The 17152-nt window shown below is 67.8% G+C and carries 19 protein-coding genes and 3 tRNA genes; 14 read left to right on the forward strand and 8 right to left on the reverse strand.

Annotation, left to right across the window (positions count from 1 at the left end):
• Positions 1 to 14 precede the first annotated feature (14 nt).
• The 7 genes from uvrC (at position 15) to nadB (ending at position 5746) form a co-directional block, all read left to right on the forward strand.
• Complete coding sequence (uvrC, locus tag KGQ91_RS14855; RefSeq protein ID WP_224421337.1) at positions 15 to 1829, forward strand: excinuclease ABC subunit UvrC; 1815 nt, start codon at positions 15 to 17, stop codon at positions 1827 to 1829.
• 61 nt (positions 1830 to 1890) lie between these two features.
• Positions 1891 to 2439, forward strand: a complete 549-nt coding sequence (gene pgsA, locus KGQ91_RS14860) for a CDP-diacylglycerol--glycerol-3-phosphate 3-phosphatidyltransferase (protein WP_163649120.1) — start codon at positions 1891 to 1893, stop codon at positions 2437 to 2439.
• Positions 2440 to 2496: 57 nt separating this feature from the next.
• Positions 2497 to 2571, forward strand: a tRNA-Gly gene (locus KGQ91_RS14865).
• 116 nt (positions 2572 to 2687) lie between these two features.
• Positions 2688 to 2761, forward strand: a tRNA-Cys gene (locus KGQ91_RS14870).
• 42 nt (positions 2762 to 2803) lie between these two features.
• Positions 2804 to 2890, forward strand: a tRNA-Leu gene (locus KGQ91_RS14875).
• Positions 2891 to 3015: 125 nt separating this feature from the next.
• A complete protein-coding gene (locus KGQ91_RS14880; RefSeq protein ID WP_224414538.1) occupies positions 3016 to 4182 on the forward strand; it encodes an FUSC family protein in 1167 nt (388 codons plus the stop codon).
• On the forward strand, positions 4169 to 5746 hold the full coding sequence (gene nadB / locus KGQ91_RS14885) for an L-aspartate oxidase (RefSeq protein ID WP_224414537.1): 1578 nt from the start codon (positions 4169 to 4171) through the stop codon (positions 5744 to 5746). The genes KGQ91_RS14880 and nadB overlap by 14 nt, the downstream gene beginning before the upstream one ends.
• On the opposite strand, the gene KGQ91_RS14890 is transcribed toward nadB, so the two are convergent.
• A complete protein-coding gene (locus KGQ91_RS14890; RefSeq protein WP_224414536.1) occupies positions 5723 to 6118 on the reverse strand; it encodes a hypothetical protein in 396 nt (131 codons plus the stop codon). The two genes, nadB and KGQ91_RS14890, sit on opposite strands and share 24 nt — an antisense overlap.
• Positions 6078 to 6305 carry an FAD assembly factor SdhE gene (locus KGQ91_RS14895; protein WP_263479120.1) on the reverse strand — a complete coding sequence of 76 codons (228 nt, stop codon included), beginning with the start codon at positions 6303 to 6305 and terminating at the stop codon, positions 6078 to 6080. Before KGQ91_RS14895 ends, KGQ91_RS14890 begins: the two co-directional genes overlap by 41 nt.
• Before the next feature lie 230 nt (positions 6306 to 6535).
• Here KGQ91_RS14895 and KGQ91_RS14900 point away from each other — a divergent pair, with 230 nt between their 5' ends.
• Genes KGQ91_RS14900 through lapB form a run of 3 tightly spaced genes read left to right on the forward strand, consistent with a single transcriptional unit; the run spans position 6536 to position 8375 of the window.
• On the forward strand, positions 6536 to 6847 hold the full coding sequence (locus KGQ91_RS14900; protein WP_318010291.1) for an integration host factor subunit beta: 312 nt from the start codon (positions 6536 to 6538) through the stop codon (positions 6845 to 6847).
• 37 nt (positions 6848 to 6884) lie between these two features.
• The gene (locus tag KGQ91_RS14905; protein ID WP_163649126.1) at positions 6885 to 7190 is read left to right on the forward strand and encodes a lipopolysaccharide assembly protein LapA domain-containing protein; all 306 of its coding nucleotides are present in this window, start codon (positions 6885 to 6887) and stop codon (positions 7188 to 7190) included.
• Positions 7191 to 8375: a lipopolysaccharide assembly protein LapB gene (gene lapB / locus KGQ91_RS14910; RefSeq protein ID WP_224414533.1), complete on the forward strand. Its 1185-nt coding sequence runs from the start codon at positions 7191 to 7193 to the stop codon at positions 8373 to 8375.
• Between the two features lie 3 nt (positions 8376 to 8378).
• Here the strand turns inward: lapB and pyrF are convergent, their stop codons facing one another.
• Positions 8379 to 9083, reverse strand: a complete 705-nt coding sequence (pyrF, locus tag KGQ91_RS14915) for an orotidine-5'-phosphate decarboxylase (RefSeq protein ID WP_224414532.1) — start codon at positions 9081 to 9083, stop codon at positions 8379 to 8381.
• Positions 9084 to 9298: 215 nt separating this feature from the next.
• Here pyrF and KGQ91_RS14920 point away from each other — a divergent pair, with 215 nt between their 5' ends.
• Positions 9299 to 9568, forward strand: coding sequence for a ComEA family DNA-binding protein (locus KGQ91_RS14920; RefSeq protein WP_224414531.1), 270 nt, complete (start codon positions 9299 to 9301; stop codon positions 9566 to 9568).
• A 121-nt stretch (positions 9569 to 9689) separates the two neighbouring features.
• Here the strand turns inward: KGQ91_RS14920 and KGQ91_RS14925 are convergent, their stop codons facing one another.
• The gene (locus KGQ91_RS14925; protein WP_224421338.1) at positions 9690 to 10451 is read right to left on the reverse strand and encodes an SDR family oxidoreductase; all 762 of its coding nucleotides are present in this window, start codon (positions 10449 to 10451) and stop codon (positions 9690 to 9692) included.
• A gap of 171 nt (positions 10452 to 10622) precedes the next feature.
• Here KGQ91_RS14925 and KGQ91_RS14930 point away from each other — a divergent pair, with 171 nt between their 5' ends.
• From KGQ91_RS14930 to groL, 3 genes are all read left to right on the forward strand, one after another.
• Entirely contained in the window at positions 10623 to 11138 is a 516-nt protein-coding gene (locus KGQ91_RS14930) for an FxsA family protein (protein WP_224421339.1), read from the forward strand.
• Between the two features lie 183 nt (positions 11139 to 11321).
• On the forward strand, positions 11322 to 11615 hold the full coding sequence (locus KGQ91_RS14935; RefSeq protein WP_163649132.1) for a co-chaperone GroES: 294 nt from the start codon (positions 11322 to 11324) through the stop codon (positions 11613 to 11615).
• A 69-nt stretch (positions 11616 to 11684) separates the two neighbouring features.
• Complete coding sequence (gene groL / locus KGQ91_RS14940; protein ID WP_224421340.1) at positions 11685 to 13325, forward strand: chaperonin GroEL; 1641 nt, start codon at positions 11685 to 11687, stop codon at positions 13323 to 13325.
• A 133-nt stretch (positions 13326 to 13458) separates the two neighbouring features.
• On the opposite strand, the gene dusA is transcribed toward groL, so the two are convergent.
• From dusA to KGQ91_RS14960, 4 genes are all read right to left on the reverse strand, one after another.
• A complete protein-coding gene (gene dusA / locus KGQ91_RS14945; protein WP_224421341.1) occupies positions 13459 to 14481 on the reverse strand; it encodes a tRNA dihydrouridine(20/20a) synthase DusA in 1023 nt (340 codons plus the stop codon).
• An 88-nt stretch (positions 14482 to 14569) separates the two neighbouring features.
• Entirely contained in the window at positions 14570 to 15610 is a 1041-nt protein-coding gene (locus tag KGQ91_RS14950) for a succinylglutamate desuccinylase/aspartoacylase family protein (RefSeq protein WP_224414526.1), read from the reverse strand.
• A gap of 109 nt (positions 15611 to 15719) precedes the next feature.
• The gene (locus KGQ91_RS14955) at positions 15720 to 16334 is read right to left on the reverse strand and encodes a YceI family protein (RefSeq protein ID WP_224414525.1); all 615 of its coding nucleotides are present in this window, start codon (positions 16332 to 16334) and stop codon (positions 15720 to 15722) included.
• A complete protein-coding gene (locus KGQ91_RS14960; RefSeq protein WP_224414524.1) occupies positions 16334 to 17104 on the reverse strand; it encodes a CDP-alcohol phosphatidyltransferase family protein in 771 nt (256 codons plus the stop codon). Before KGQ91_RS14960 ends, KGQ91_RS14955 begins: the two co-directional genes overlap by 1 nt.
• Positions 17105 to 17152 lie beyond the last annotated feature (48 nt).

The following is a 17152-nucleotide window of genomic DNA, read 5'->3' on the forward strand; positions in this document are numbered from 1 at the left end:
TGAAGCGAGCCGGCATGAGTTTCGACGCCAAGCACTTTCTGAAGACCGTCAGTGAATCGCCGGGGATCTACCGCATGCTCGACGCGGAGCGCAACGTGCTCTACGTCGGCAAGGCCAAGCGGCTCAAGGCGCGTCTAGCGAGCTACTTTCGCGGCGCACTCAACGCCAAGACCCAGGCCCTGGTGGCACGCATCGCCGACATTCAGGTCACCATCACCCGCAGCGAGACCGAGGCCCTGCTGCTCGAGCAGACGCTGATCAAGGAGCTGCGCCCGCCCTACAACATCCTGCTGCGCGACGACAAGTCCTACCCCTACGTCTTCGCCAGCGATCGCCACCCCTTCCCGGCGCTGGAGTTCAAGCGGGCACGCCAGAAGCGCAACGATGGCCGCTACCTGGGGCCCTTCCCCAGCTCGACGGCGGTGCGCGAGAGCCTGGCGCTGATGCAGAAGATCTTCCGCATCCGCAACTGCGAGGACAGCGTCTTCGCCCACCGCGACCGCCCCTGCCTGCAGTACCAGATTCATCGCTGCAGTGCGCCCTGCGTCGACTACATCAGCGAAAGCGGCTATCGCCGCGACCTGGAAAACGCCATCCTGTGCCTCGAGGGCAAGAGCGAGCAGGTCACGCAGCAGCTGACCCAGGACATGGAAGACGCCAGCCGCGCGCTGGACTTCGAGGAAGCGGCCCGCCTGCGCGACCAGATCCAGCAGCTGCGACGCCTGCAGGAACGCCAGATCGTCGACACCGGCAGCGGCGACGCCGATATCTTCGCCCTCGCCCAGCGCCCGGGGGGACTGTGCATCAGCGTCCTCACGGTGCGCCAGGGGCGGGTGCTCGGCGCCCGCCACCATGCGCCGGACAACGGCCTGGATCTCGCCGAGGAAGCCCTGCTCGGCGAATTCGTCAGCCAGTACTATCTCGGCCAGGGCCGCGACCTGCCACGGGAGGTGCTCACCAGCCACCCGCTGCCGGATGCCGAACTGCTGCAGTCGGCGCTCGCCCGGCAGGCCGGCCGGCAGGTCCGCCTCGCCCATCAGGTCCGCGGCCATCGCGCCCAGTGGCTGCAGCTGGCCCGCACCAATGCCGAACAGCACCTGGCCACCGAACTGGCCAACCGCACCCAGCTCACCCGTCGCTTCGAGTCCCTGCAGGACGCCCTGGCGATGGATGCCCTCCCCGAGCGCATCGAGTGCTTCGACATCAGCCACAGCCACGGCGAGGCCACCGTGGCGTCCTGCGTGGTGTTCGATCGCGACGGCCCGGTCAAGTCGGATTACCGGCGCTTCAACATCGAGGGCGTGGCCGCCGGCGACGATTACGCGGCCATGCGCCAGGCGCTGGAGCGCCGCTTCAAGCGGCTGCGCAAGGGAGAAGGCAAGTCACCCGACATCCTGCTGGTGGATGGCGGCAAGGGGCAGCTCAACATGGCTCGCGAGGTGTTCGAGACCCTCGGAGTAGTCGGGGTACGCCTGATCGGCGTCGCCAAGGGCACCACCCGCAAGCCGGGGCTCGAGACCCTGTTCCTGGAAACCGTCGATCACACCCTGACACTGGAAGGCAACGCCCCGGCGCTGCATCTGATCCAGCACGTCCGCGACGAGGCGCACCGCTTCGCCATCACCGGCCACCGCCAGCGTCGCGACAAGGCGCGCCGCACCTCGACCCTGCAGGACATTCCCGGCGTCGGCCCCAAGCGCCGCCGTGAACTGCTGCGCTTCTTCGGCGGCCTGCAGGGGGTGCGCCAGGCGACCCGCGAGGAGCTCGCCCGGGTCCCGGGCATCAGCGCGCAGCTGGCCACGGCGATTCATCAGGCGCTGCATGGATGAAGCCACGGCCGACGGTTACAATGAAGCCCTCCAGTTACCGGCAAGGGATCTCGGCGTAGCGATGAACATACCCAATCTTCTCACCCTGGCGCGAATCGTGTTCATCCCCCTGCTGGTGATCCTGTTCTACCTGCCCTTCGCCTGGAGCTACACGGTCACCGCCGCGCTCTTCGCCCTGGCGGCGGTGACCGACTGGCTGGACGGTTTTCTCGCCCGGCGCTGGGACCAGAGCACGCCGTTCGGCGCCTTCCTGGACCCGGTGGCGGACAAGGTCATGGTGGCCGTGGCCCTGGCGCTGCTGATCGAGCGCTTCGACAGCGTCCTGCTGACCCTGCCCGCCCTGGTGATCATCGGCCGCGAGATCGTCATCTCCGCGCTGCGGGAATGGATGGCCGAGATGGGCAAGCGGGCCAGCGTGGCCGTCTCCTGGATCGGCAAGATCAAGACCACCCTGCAGATGGTCGCGCTGCTGCTGCTGCTGGCCACGCCTCCCGGCACCGGGATCGCCGATATCGGCACGGTCACGCTGTACCTGGCCGCCCTGCTCACGCTGTGGTCGATGCTGCAATACCTGCGCGCCGCCTGGCCGGAACTCACTCGTTCACTGTAGCGGGCAATAATCGTTTGACAGTCACGCACTTATCCGTATAATTCGCTCTCGAGTCAAGCGGGAATAGCTCAGTGGTAGAGCATCGCCTTGCCAAGGCGAGGGTCGCGAGTTCGAATCTCGTTTCCCGCTCCAGATTCCCACCCCGGTGGGAGAGTGGAATGACGCAGGTCGCGAGCCGGAACGCCGGCCCGATCGATCTCGTTTCCCGCTCCATTTCTTGCTTCGGCAAGAGACGACACGACTCATGAGGCTGGATGGCAGAGTGGTTATGCAGCGGACTGCAACTCCGTGTACGCCGGTTCGATTCCGACTCCAGCCTCCATTTCCCCCTTCCCATCACCGGCAATTCGAATCCGCTTGTCACGCCCGGATGGCGAAATTGGTAGACGCAAGGGACTTAAAATCCCTCGGTGGCAACACCGTGCCGGTTCGAGCCCGGCTCCGGGCACCAGGCCTGTCAGTGACCGACTTGCCCGAGGCGCCCCGCTCCTGCAAGCCGTCGATCTCCGGCTCGACCTCAGACCTGTCCCGCATCGCCCTTGGCCCGTCGAGCACGCTTCACCCAGGGAGTGAGCCATGATGGCGCTGCGCCTTCGCGACCCCTACTTCAACTATCATCATCGCCATCGCCTGCACGTGCTGCGCACCAGCCTGGCGCTGGTCGTCACCTATGCGCTCATCGAGGGCCTGCAACTGCCCCACGGCAGCTGGGCGCTGGTCAGCGCCCTGATGGTCATGGGCAACCTGCCGCATATCGGCGGCGTGCTGGACAAGGGATTGCAGCGCCTGCTCGGCACCCTGCTCGGCGCCGTCTGGGGCATCACGCTCATCCTGATCCCCGACCCGCCGCCGGGCGTGATTCCCGCCTGGACCCTGATCGGCATCGCCATCGCCACCCACGCCACCTTCGCCACCCGCTACGGCTACAGCGCCCTGATGTTCGGCATCACCCTGCTGCTGGTGGTCGGCAACGGCGAGCACGAGCTGAGCGTGGGCCTGTGGCGGGCGGCCAATGTCCTGCTGGGCACGCTGATCGGCATCGGCGTCACCCTGACGGTACTGCCTCAGAAGGCCACCGACGTCTTCCGCTTCCTGCTGGCCGACAACCTCGACAAGCTGGCACGCCTCTACCATGCCCACACCGCCAGCGCCGCCGCCATCGATGTCGACACCCGCGAGCTGCTCAAGACCACCACGGCACAACTGGTCAAGCAGCGCGGCCTGGTCGATGCCATTCATCGCGAAGGCCGGTTGCGCCGCGACGCCCTGGAGGCGATTCTGGCGCTGGAGCGCCGCGTGCTCTCCACGGCCGAGCTGCTGCTGGAAACCCACTGGACCACGCGGGAAGGGCACGAGCGTATCGACGCCATGCACGGACTGCGCGAGGAACAGCACCACCTGGCCCGCACGATGGGCACCCTGGCCTTCCAGATCCGTACCGGGCAGCCCATCGAGCTGCAGGTGCCCCGCTTCGACCTGGATCGCTACGCCCCCCAGGCGATCGCCGCGCGCGGCGTCGACGGGCGCATGCTCTTCAGCCCCAGCGGCTACCTGTGGCTCAATCGCGAGCTGGCCCGGCTCACGCAGGAACTCAGCCATCACCTCGCCGGCCTGCCGCGGCTGCCCAGCCAGCGTCTGCGGCGTCGCGCCAGTCATCACACCCTGATCAGCGATGCACGCCGCCTGGCCACCGGCTCGGATCTCGACACTGGAAAAAGGAAGGAGCCCCATGACGCGCAGTGAGCATGACGTCCTCGTCATCGGCGGTGGCGCCGCCGGCCTGACCCTGGCCCTCGAACTGGCCGGCCACCGGCACGTCACGCTGCTGCGCCCGGCCGGCGACGACATCGGCGCCAGCCGCTGGGCCCAGGGCGGCATCGCCGCCGTGCTCGACCCCCGCGACGCCGTGGACGACCATGTCCGCGACACCCTGATCGCCGGTGACGGCCTGTGCGACGAGCGCGCCGTGCGCTTCACGGTGACCCACAGCACGGCGGCCATCGAGTGGCTGGTGGCGATGGGCGTGCCCTTCACGCCGGACACCTCGCCGCAGGCCCCCTACCCCTTCCACCTGACCCGCGAGGGCGGGCACGGCACACGACGCATCATCCATGCCGCCGATGCCACCGGCCGGGCACTGGTGCAGACACTGCTGGCGCGAGTCACCGACGACCCGCGCATTCGCCTGCTCGACGACCGTCAGGCCCTGGAACTGGTCGCCGACGACCGCGGGGCCTGCCGGGGCGCCCTGTGCCTGACCGCCGAGGGTGGCCACGAGCTGCTCGTCGCCCGCGACGTCGTGCTGGCCACCGGCGGCGCCAGCGGCCTGTTCCGGCATACCACCAGCCCGACGCCGACCTGCGGCGAAGGCATGGCCATGGCCGCCCGGCTCGGCGCGACCCTCGCCAACCTGGAATTCCAGCAGTTCCACCCCACCTGCCTGTACGACCCCGAGGGCGAGGCCTTCCTGATCAGCGAGGCGGTACGCGGCGAGGGCGGACGCCTGCGCGACATCCACGGCCGAGCCTTCATGGCGGACTACGACGCACGCGCCGAACTCGCGCCCCGCGATATCGTCGCCCGGGCCATCCACGCGGAGATGCAGCGCACCCGCGCCACGCATGTGCTGCTCGATATCACCCACCTGCCCGCGGAACGCATCGCCCACCATTTCCCGACGATCCTGGCACACTGTCGCGCCCGGGGGCTGGACATCACCCGCGAGCCGATTCCCGTGGTGCCAGCCGCCCATTACAGCTGCGGCGGGATCGCCACCGATCTCGACGGCGCCAGCGACGTACCCCACCTCTACGCGATCGGCGAGGTCGCCTGCACCGGGCTGCATGGCGCCAACCGCATGGCCAGCAACTCGCTGCTGGAGTGCCTGGTCTTCGCCCGCGCGACCGCCGCCGCCCTGCGCCGGACCGACGACACGGCGCGACGGGAGCCGCTCGTGCCGAGCTGGCAGGACACCTCGCCCATGCCGGACCAGCAGGCCGACAAGGGGCTCATGGCCCTGCGCGAGATCATGAGCGAGGCCGCCGGCATCGTGCGCAGCGACGCCGGGCTTGCAGCGGGCAGCGCCGCTGTCGCCGCGCTGGAAGAGACCTACGCGCCACTGCGGCAGGACCGCCCACCCAGCGTCGCCGCCACCCGGCTGCAGCAGGCCCTGAGCCTCGCCGCGCTGATGCTGGAGGCGGCCCGCCAGCGGCGCGAATCCCGCGGGCTGCACTTCAACCGGGACTGTCCGGCACACCTGCCGGGGCCGGCCCGGCCCTCCCGCTCACGCCTGATCCGGCGCCCATAGCAGCAGGCGCCGCAGCTGCCAGCGCTGGCGCGCGTCGGTACTGTCGGGCCAGACCCAGCAGCGGCGCCCGCCGACGCGCACCCCCAGCAGCCAGGGCCCGAGATAGAAGCTCGTCACCCGCACGGTTTCCCAGCGTCCGGCCCGGTATTGCTGCCAGCCACGCCCCGGGCCCGGCACCCAGCGCAACTGCCAGGTGTCCGCCCGGCGCCACTCGCGCCACAGACCCGCAGCCAGGGCCGGTGTCGCCAGCAGCGCCAGCCAGAGCGGCCCGTAGCGGGCCGCCAGCGCCACCACACCGCCGGCCAGCACGGCCGCCAGCAGTCGCGACAGTCTAGAGGGTGCGATACTGATCGTTACCGGTTGTTTCCGCATACTCGACGATCATCTTGACGACCCGCCGCAGTGCCGGCTCCTCGGGCCATTCCCGTCGCATCAGCCACACGAACAGGTCCTGGTCCTCGCACTCGATCAGGGCCTGGTAGGCCTGCTGGTCCGCCGCCTCCAGCGCGGGGTAGCGATGCTCGAGAAACGGCAGCAGCAGCAGGTCCAGCTCCCACATGCCGCGCCGTGAATGCCAGTAGAGACGTTTCAGCGTGGACGCTTCACTCACCGGGAAAACCTCGCTTTGACTGGGTGGAATGTCCGGGCAGTATACCCGAGGCGGTGTACGGACGACATGCGCCGGGGCCGCCGGCACGGTGCGGTCTGACATGGCTAGTGCGTTGTTTTCTCACGACTTGCCGAGTATGCTGACAAAAACAAAAAGACACGCCCGCAGGCGGGTCAGCCGTGTGGAGACGACCGATGACCAAATCAGAATTGATCGAGCAGATCGCCATGCGACAGCCGGAGCTGTCGATCAAGGAAGTCGAAGCCGCCGTACGGATCATCCTCGACGACATCACCAATGCCCTGGCCGATGGCGGACGGGTCGAGATCCGCGGCTTCGGCAGCTTCTCGCTTCACTACCGTGAACCCCGCATCGGCCGCAATCCCAAGACCGGCGACCCGGTCGATTTGGATGGCAAGTTCGTGCCACACTTCAAGCCGGGCAAGGAGCTGCGCGAGCAGGTCGACGCCAGTCGAGCCCTGGGCTACTAGCCGCTCTGCCCGAGAGATCGTCACAAAGGAAACCACTATGCGTTGGCTAAAAGGCCTGCTGCTCGCAATCATACTGCTGGTCGTTCTGCTTCTCGGCATCCTCTTCGCCGTCAACAACCAACAGGCGGTCCCCCTGAACCTCATCTGGGTCGAACTCCCGGCCGCGTCCCTCTCGCTGTGGCTGCTGGTCGCCCTGGCCTGCGGCGTGATTCTCGGCATGCTGGCCATGACCGGCGTCTACCTGCGCCTGCGCACCCTGCTGACGCGTGCCCAGCGCCACAACCAGCAACAACGCAAGGAACTCGATCGCCTGCGCATCCAGGAGTTCAAGGAAATTCCCTAAATGCCCGATCTGATGCTGCTGGCCTTGTTGTTGGCGGCAATTGCCATCGGCTGGTGGCTGGGACGTCGCGAGCAGGGACGCTCGACATCCGCCTCGCCTCCGACGAATCGCCTGTCGCGGGACTATTTCGTGGGGCTCAACTACCTGCTCAACGAGCAGCCCGATCAGGCCATCGAAACCTTCGTCCAGGCGCTGGAAGTCAACAGCGACACCATCGAGACGCATATCGCCCTCGGCAACCTGTTTCGCCTGCGCGGGGAAGCCGACCGGGCGGTCAAGATCCATCAGAATCTGCTGGCCCGCCCCGCCCTGACGGCCGGACAGAGCGATCAGGTGCAGCTCGAGCTGGCCCGTGACTTCCTCCACCTGGGCGTGCTCGATCGCGCCGAGCGGCTGCTGCAGCCCCTGGCGCGGGAATGTCCCGACGAGACTCGCCGCCAGACCGCCAAGCGCCTGCTGGTCGACCTCTACGAACGCGAGCGGGAATGGCACAAGGCCCTGGAGACCGCTCACCCCCAGCTGACCCGCCAGGACGCGGCAACGCGCCGGGCCGCCGCCCACTGGCTGTGCGAACTGGCCGAGCTGGACATGCACTCCGCCAGCCCGGCGCTGGCGCGCAAGAAGCTGCGCCAGGCCCTGAGCATCGACGACCACTGCGTGCGCGCCAACTGGCTGCTGGCCACCCTGGAGCGCGACACCGGCCACTACAAGCAGCAGATCCGCCTGCTGCAGCGGCTCGCCGAACAGGATCGCGACTTCATCCCCATCATTCTCGAACCGGCGCGCGATGCCTACCTGAAGCTGGAGGACGAGGACGGCCTGGAGCGCTGCCTGACGCAGTGGATCGAGCGGGCACCGCACATCAGCACCATCATCATGCTGGCCCGCCAGATCGAGCAGCATGACGGCCTCGAGGCCGCCGCGCGCTACGTCAGCGAACAGCTGGCACGGACCCCCAGCCTGCGGGGGCTGGACTACCTGATGAGTCTCTACCTCGACACCCCCGATCCCGACCAGCGTCAGCCCGTCACCCTGCTCAAGCAGCACACCGCCAAGCTGCTCGAGGCCCGGCCGCGCTTTCGCTGCCACCGCTGCGGCTTCGCCGGCGGCCAGCTGCACTGGCAGTGTCCGCGCTGCCGCCAGTGGGGCACCACCAAGCCGATCACCGGCCTGGAGGGCGAGTGACGCTCAGCTGCCGGCCAGCTCGTCCTCGATAGCCGCCAACGCCTCCATCGGCTCATGCGCCTGAGTGACCGGACGTCCTACCACCAGATGCGTGCTGCCCGACGCCATGGCCCGAGCCGGAGTCAGCACGCGCCGCTGATCGTCGGCGGCCGAGGAGGCCGGGCGGATGCCGGGGGTCACCTTCAGGAACTCCGCGCCGCAACTCGCGCTGATCGCCGCCGCCTCCCGGGCCGAGCAGACCACGCCGTCCATGCCGCTGTCCCGGGACAGCCGGGCCAGGCGCTCGACCTGCTCCGCCGGCTCGCTATCGACCCCCACCTCGGCCAGATCCTGGCGCTCCATGCTGGTCAGCACCGTTACCGCGATCAGATGGGTCGACAGGCCATGCGCATCGAGACGTTCGCGGGCCGCCGTCATCATCCGCCGCCCGCCCGAGGCATGCAGGTTGACCATCCAGACGCCCTGCTCGGCCGCGGCCTGCACGGCACCGGCCACGGTATTGGGAATGTCGTGGAACTTGAGATCCAGAAACACCTCGAACCCCCGGCCATGCAACGCCTCCACCACGGCCGGACCGCTGCGCGTGAACAACTCCTTGCCCACCTTGAGCCGGCAGCGACGGGGGTCGAGCTGATCGGCCATGCACAGGGCCGCATCCAGCGAGGCGTAATCCAGGGCGATGATCAACGGAGAATGAGTGGCGGCCATGATGACTCCAGCGAGGATGGGGGAAATGTCGCGCAGTATACCAGTCCGGTCGCACCGATCGGACCCTCGCCGAGTCGGCATGCGCTGACGCTTATATAAGCGATAGCTTACAAAAAAGGCAGCGATATCGACTGACGCCGCCGCCGGCTTTTCCTTAGCGTTGAAACGACGGGTACGCACCATGCCCGCTTACCCGCCGACCACAAGGAGGCCCCATGAAACGCTACCTGACACCCCTGCTGCTCGCCCTTGCCTTGGGCATCGGTGCCGGCGCATCCCAGGCCCAGGAACCCGCCAGGATCGATATCAACAGTGCCACGGCCGAGCAGCTGGCCACCCTGCCCGGTATCGGTGAGATCCGCGCCCGGGCCATCATCGAGGATCGCAAGGCCCACGGCGACTACACGTCCGCCCAGGACCTGACGCGTATCGACGGCATCGGCGAGGCCACGGCCGAGGGCCTCAAGGATCGCCTCGCCTTCTGATGAGCCAGCCGAGCGCCCTGCACCTGCATACATAAAGAGGGCGTGGCCCGGCGGCCACGCCCTCTTTTCCCTGCCTCGTCGAGCGCCCCTCCCGCCGGTTCGGCGGAAGGGGTACGGCAACTTACAGCCGCAGGGCGCCATCGCACTCCAGAACACGCCCGCTGAAGTAGGCGTTCTCGAAGATGTAGCGCACGCTGTCGGCGATATCCTCCGGCTGCCCCAGATGCCCCAGCGGCACACCCTTGGTGATCTTCTCGAGCATGTCCGGGCGCATCGAGGCGGTCATTTCGGTCTCGATGAAGCCCGGGGCCACGGCGCCGACGCGAATACCGTGCCGGGCCAGCTCCTTCGCCCAGGTCACGGTCAGCGCCGCCACCCCGGCCTTGGTCGCGGCATAGTTGCTCTGGCCCATGTTGCCGGCCCGCGAGATGCTCGAGATATTGACGATGACGCCCTTGTGGCCAGCCTCGATCATCTGGCTGGCCGCCTCGCGCCCACACAGGAAAACCCCGGTCAGGTTGACATCGAGGACCTGCTGCCACTGCGCCAGCGACATGGTCTTCTCGACCTTGCCCTCCTTGGCCTTGACCAGCAGCCCATCCCGCGTGATGCCCGCATTGTTGACCAGCCCCGAGACCGGTCCCAGGCGTTCGGCGATGGCGGCGAACGTCTCGGTCACCGAGCCTTCGTCGGCGACGTCGGTCACGAAGGGCTCGGCATGAATCCCGCTTTCCTTCAGGCCATCGACGGCCGACTGCAGCGACTCCGCCTCCCGGTCCAGCAGGGCCAGGCGGGCGCCGTGCGCCCCCAGCATCCTCGCCATGGCCAGACCCAGGCCCCGCGCCCCGCCGGTGATGGCAATAGTGGCACCGTCCAGTTGCATGTTGACTCCTCCCTACTCCAGCCAGTTTTGTGCACTGCAATATAACCCCAAGATAGCATGGCGGCACGTCAAGGACCATGACACCATGGCCGGAGCCCACCGCGCCGAACGCGCACTTGCAATCGGCGCCGATGCCTCCATCTTAACGGCATCCATTGTTCTGGAGCGCTTATGCCGGTTCTGCTCTTCTTTACTCTGTTCGCCCTGCTCGACTTCGTCATCCTGTTCAGCGTCGGTGCCAAGATCGGCCTGCTGACCACCCTGCTGCTGGTGCTGGGCACCGGTTTCCTGGGCCTGCACCTGATCAAGCGTGAAGGCGTCGCGACCCTGCGCCGCGCCCAGGAGCGCTTCGCCCGGGGCGAGATTCCCTCGGAGGAGCTGATGACCGGCGCCGCCCTGATCTTCGGCGGCGCCCTGCTCATGGCCCCGGGCTTTCTCTCGGACACGCTGGGCTTTCTCTGCCTGCTGCCCGGCACGCGCCGCTGGCTGGGGCATCTACTGCAGCGCCTGCCCGCGCACATGCGCGGCTTCAGCGTCTATACCTACCGCCGCGGCGACGCCGGCTGGCAGGAAAGTTCCCGCCACGAGGCCAATGCCGGGGCCGACGCCGAGCGCCGCCATGCCCAGCATGGCGAGGACGAACCCCTGGAAGGCGACTTCATTGCCAAGGACGAGCCCCGGCAGTGAATTTTTTTCATTTCGGCCCCTTGAAAGCCCTCCGGGCGGCCCCATCAAGGGAACAGCCAACGAGCTTCGGCCTTCGTCAGTCGCGCAGGCCTTTGACACCGGGGGGCTTTTGCCCTCCGCCCGTGAGCCTTGCTCAACAGGGAAATGCATTCTAGTCATGCAACCATCAGGAGAACGTGAGCAATGAACATCCGTCCCTTGCACGATCGCGTCGTCGTCCGTCGCGTCGAAGAAGAACAGAAAACCGCTGGCGGAATCGTGCTTCCGGGCAACGCCCAGGAAAAGCCGACTCGTGGCGAGATCCTCGCCGTCGGTAATGGCCGGATTCTCGACAGCGGCGAAGTGCGCCCGCTGGACGTCAAGGTGGGCGACACCGTGATCTTCAAGGAAGGCTTCGGCGTCGAAAAGCAGAAGATCGACGGTGAAGAAGTCCTGATCATGAGTGAGTCGGACATCCTGGCCGTCGTCGAAGGGTAAGTCGCGGGTTTCTCCGCTCTCTTTTCACGTCAATCTCGTTCATCGCACTGACAGCAGGAAGTAACGAAAATGGCAGCGAAACAGATCAAGTTCTCAGACGACGCTCGCAAGCGCATGGCGCGTGGTGTCAACGTTCTCGCCGACGCCGTCAAGGCCACCCTGGGGCCGAAGGGCCGCAACGTGGTGCTGGAAAAGTCCTTCGGCGCGCCCACCGTCACCAAGGACGGGGTTTCCGTCGCCAAGGAAATCGAACTCAAGGACAAGTTCGAGAACATGGGCGCGCAGATGGTCAAGGAAGTCGCTTCCAAGACCTCCGACGTGGCCGGTGACGGCACCACCACCGCCACCGTGCTGGCCCAGTCCATCGTCAACGAAGGCCTGAAGGGCGTGACCGCGGGCATGAACCCGATGGACCTCAAGCGCGGCATCGACCATGCCGTCACCGCCGCCGTCAAGGAAATCGAGCAGCTGGCCGTGCCCTGCACCGATTCCAAGGCCATCGCCCAGGTCGGCACCATCTCCGCCAACGGCGACTCCCGCATCGGCCAGATCATCGCCGAGGCGATGGAGAAGGTCGGCAAGGAAGGCGTCATCACCGTCGATGAAGGCCGTGGCTTCGAGGACGAGCTGGAAGTCGTCGAGGGCATGCAGTTCGATCGCGGCTACCTGTCGCCCTACTTCGTGACCAACCAGGAGACCATGGCGGTCGAGCTGGAAGACCCGCTCCTGCTGCTGGTCGACAAGAAGATCTCCAACATCCGCGAGCTGCTGCCGGTGCTGGAGAGCGTCGCCAAGGCCGGCAAGCCGCTGGTGATCATCGCCGAGGACATCGAAGGCGAAGCGCTGGCGACCCTGGTCGTCAACAACATGCGCGGCATCGTCAAGGTCGCCGCCGCCAAGGCGCCCGGCTTCGGTGACCGTCGCAAGGCCATGCTGCAGGACATCGCCATCCTCACCGGCGGTACCGTGATCTCCGAGGAAGTCGGTCTGACCCTCGAGCAGGCCAACCTGGATCACCTGGGCAGCGCCAAGCGCGTCACCATGTCCAAGGAAAACACCACCATCATCGATGGCTCGGGCTCCGAGGGTGACATCGAGGCGCGCGTCAGCCAGATCCGCGCCCAGATCGAGGAGACCTCCTCCGATTACGACCGCGAGAAGCTCCAGGAGCGTGTCGCCAAGCTGGCCGGCGGTGTCGCCGTGATCCGCGTCGGTGCCGCCACCGAAGTGGAGATGAAGGAGAAGAAGGCCCGCGTCGAGGACGCCCTGCACTCCACGCGCGCCGCCGTCGAGGAAGGCGTCGTCCCCGGGGGCGGTACCGCCCTGGTGCGCATCCTGACCAAGATCGCCGGCCTCAAGGGTGACAACGAGGACCAGACCCACGGTGTCGCCATCGCCGTTCGCGCCATGGAAGCACCGCTGCGCCAGATCGTCACCAACGCCGGCGAAGAAGCTTCCGTCATCCTCAACCGCGTCAAGGACGGCGAAGGCAACTTCGGCTACAACGCCCAGACCGGTGAGTACGGCGACCTGTTCGAGATGGGTGTTCTCGATCCGGCCAAGGTCACGCGCTCTGCCCTGCAGTCCGCGGCGTCCGTGGCCGGCCTGATGATCACCACCGAAGCGATGATCGCCGACGACCCGGAAGAGAAGGATGCCGGCGGTGCCCCCGACATGGGCGGCATGGGTGGCATGGGCGGCATGATGTAAGCCGACCGGCCCCGGCCTGACTGCCCGTCCCGCGTGGACGGGCGGCATCGAAAAGCCCCACCTCACGGTGGGGCTTTTTTCGTGTGCCTGGTTTCGTGTGCCTGAGCGGCTGGCGGTGGCGCTACGGGATCATTCAGGCAATCGCCGGCTCGCGGGATGTCTCGGGGACCAGGCCCAGCGCATCGTCGAAGACCGCGATGCCCGCCCCCTCGCGGTGGGCATGCTCGGACAGATGCCGGCGGAAACGCCGCCCGCCCGGGCACCCCTGGAACAGCCCCAGCAGGTGGCGGGTGACGTGATTGAGCTTCGCCCCCTCCGCCAGGCGCCGGACGATATAGGGGCGCAGCGCCCGCGCCGCCTCGTGCCGGGTGGCCGCCGGGCCGGGCTCGCCGTAGAGGGCCTCGTCCACCCCGGCCAGCAGCCAGGGATTCTGGTAGGCCTCGCGGCCGACCATCACGCTGTCGACGTGCTCGAGATGCGAGCGGCACTCATCGAGCGTCTTGATCCCGCCGTTGATGCCGACATGCAGCCGCGGATTGTCGCGCTTGAGGCGATGCACCCGCGGGTAGTTGAGCGGCGGCACGTCGCGGTTTTCCTTGGGCGAGAGCCCCTCAAGCCAGGCCTTGCGCGCATGGATGATGAAGGTCTCGCAGCCCGCATCGGCCACCTGCGCGACGAAGCGCGCCAGGTCGGCGTCCTCGTCCTGATCATCGATGCCGATGCGGCACTTGACGGTCACCGGGATCGAGACCGCCGCCTGCATGGCCGTCACGGCCGCGGCCACCTTGTCCGGATAGCCCATCAGGCAGGCGCCGATCAGGTTGTTCTGCACCCGGTCGCTGGGGCAGCCGACATTCAGATTGACCTCGTCGTAGCCCCATGCCTCGGCGATGGCCGCGCATTCGGCCAGCTCGCCGGCGTCGCTGCCGCCCAGCTGCAGGGCCAGCGGATGCTCGACATCGTCATGACCCAGAAAACGCTCGCGCGGCGAGCCGTGCAGGATGGCGCCGCTGGTGACCATCTCGGTATAGAGCAGCGCATGGCGACTCAGGGTCCGTGCAAACGCCCGGTAGTCGCGCGTGGTCCAGTCCATCATGGGGGCCACGGAAAAGCGGCGCGCACGCGCCAGGGGGTCATGACCTGTCGGTTGCATCATCGATGGCCTCCGGGATCGTTCGGTCGGGCGGTTGCCGGAAAGCGCGCATTGTACGCAACAAGGCCACTGGCGCCCAGTGCGTGGAGCGTCACGGGCGCTCGGGGTCCGGCAGGCCTTCGTAGTAATCCGACTGGAACGACTCGACGGCGCTCTCGGCCTCCTCGATCGCCTCGAAGCGCGCCACGTGGAACAGCGCCTCGCCCTCGTTGGCCAGCGGCAGGTTGCTGATGCCGATGACGATGCCGTCGGCATTGGCACGCACTTCGCCCTCGGCGTTGCCGAAGGGGTCGGCGACCCGTCCCAGCACCTGCCCCCTGGCGACCCGTGCCCCCAGGCGCACCTGGGGGCGCAGGATGCCGTCGATCGGTGCCCGCGCCCAGCTCGAGCCATTGGCGACCTCCGCCGCGGGCGGTTCGCGACGCCGGCGATGATCGACCGCCAGCATCCCCAGATGACGCATCACCCGCAGCACACCGCGCACTCCCGGAGCGATCGCCCACTCGTCGAAGCGCAGCGCCTCGCCGGCCTCGTAGGTCAGCACGGGCGCGCCCCGGCTCTGGGCATAATGGCGCAGGCTGCCCTCGCGCAGTTCGGCATTGAGGATCACCGGCGCACCGAAGGCCTCGGCCATGGCCGCCGTCTCGGTGCCGATGTTGAGCTGCGAGCGCACCTGCGGCAGGTTGGTGCGGTGAATGGCGCCGGTGTGCAGGTCGATGATGTGCGAGGCCTGATCGACGATCTCCTCGCGGAACAGGGCCGCGATCCGCGAGCCCAGCGAGCCGGTGCCGCTGCCGGGAAAGCAGCGATTGAGATCGCGCCGATCCGGCAGGTAGCGGGTGTGCTGCACGAAGCCGAAGACATTGACGATCGGCACGGCAATCAGCGTGCCCCGCAGGCGCCGGATCGCCGCCGAGCGCAGCAGTCGGCGCACGATCTCGACGCCGTTGATCTCGTCGCCGTGGATCGCCCCGCACACCAGCAGTACCGGCCCGGGCTGGCGGCCGTGCACCACCTCCACGGGGATGTGCAACGGCGCGTGGGTATACAGCTTGGCGACCGGCACGTCGATCTGGGCGCGGGAGCCCGGGGCGACGCGCACGCCGGCCAGTTCAAAGGGAGCTCGAGCCATGGTGCTGCACAGTCCTCTGGTGGATCATGACCCCCTTATACTCACCGAAGCCCGCGTTGACGACCCCTTCCGACGCCCATCGGTCCACGCTGCCCACGCAGCGCAGCCCTTACTGGCGGATCGCCTCGAACTCGAGCAGCACCTCGACCTCGTCCCCCACCAGGCCATCGGCCACCCCATAGGTCATCCCCCAGCGGCTGCGCGACAGGGTGGTCCGCGCCGACACCCCCAGGGTGTAGGCCTGGTGACCGAACGGGTACACGGCCGCCTTGTTGAGGGTCACATTCAGGGTCACGGGATGCGTCTGCCCGCGCAGGGTCAGGTCCCCGGTCAGCGTGCCGTGGCGGCCGTCCTCGGTGACCAGCCGCGTCGGCTCGAAGACGATCGTCGGGTGCCTGCCGGCGGCGAGGAAATCCCCGCCCCGCACGTGGCTGTCGCGCGCGTCGTGATTGGTGAAGACGCTGTCCGCGGCGATCTCGATACGCCCCTGCCCCAGGGTACGGGTGGCCTCGTCATAGACGAACTCGCCCTCGCCCTCGAGAAACTGCCCCAGCAACCGCTCGTAGCCGATGTGCGAGACGAGAAAGCCGATCGAGAAATGCTCGGCATCGATGCGATACGTGGCCGGCGCCGCCCGCGCCATGCCCGCGATCGACGACAGACCCAGCAGCAGCGTCAGGGCGATGGCCCGGGTGGCCGGCAGCGGCACGCCACGCGCGATCATCACACTCCTCCATGGGGCGAACGCACCCCGAACGGCGGCTGGTGGCGTCGCCGCCACAGCCAGCGGATATCCAGCGCGAACGACAGCACCAGCAGGGCCAGCGCCACGCCGGCCAGCGCCGCGACAAGCCATGCCGGCATGAACGGCAGCAGACCCGCCAGCAGCGTCACCACCTGCCAGACGCAGATCGCCTTGCGCCGCCGACGCTCCGGCAACGGCCGTCGCAGCCAGGCCGCGTACCAGCCGGCCGCCACGAACCCGTAGCGCAGGGCGCCGATGGCCAGCACCCAGACGCCGGCCTTGCCCAGCGCCACCAGCGCGGCGCACAGCACCAGGATGAAGAAGGCGTCGAGCTCCATGTCGAAGCGGGCCCCGAAGCGCGACACCGAATGGGTCAGCCGCGCCACCCAGCCATCCACGCCATCGAGCGCCAGCGCCGCCAGCGCCAGCCCGGCCATGGCACCGCCCCGGCTGGCCATGAACTCGGGGAACACCACCGCCCCGGCAATCGCCGCCACCAGCATGCCCCGCACCAGCGTCACCCGGTTGGCCCAGCCCAGCGACTGCCGCGATGCCGCCAGCCGCCACAGCACCACCGCCAGCATCCCGGTGAAGATGGCCCCGGCACTCAATCGCCAGGCGGCCGGTCCGGACAGCCACAGCAACAGCAGCTCCGTGAGCAGAACGAACGTCACCAGGCCCAGCAGCCCCTCGACGAGACCCGGCCACACCGGACGTCGTCCGCTCTGCCTTCCCGACGATTCCGTCATCCGACACCTCCTTGACCGGCGGCAGGCATCGCGGCTTGACGCCGGAGG

It is taken from the genome of Modicisalibacter tunisiensis (assembly GCF_020148005.1).
GTDB classification, from domain to species: domain Bacteria; phylum Pseudomonadota; class Gammaproteobacteria; order Pseudomonadales; family Halomonadaceae; genus Modicisalibacter; species Modicisalibacter tunisiensis.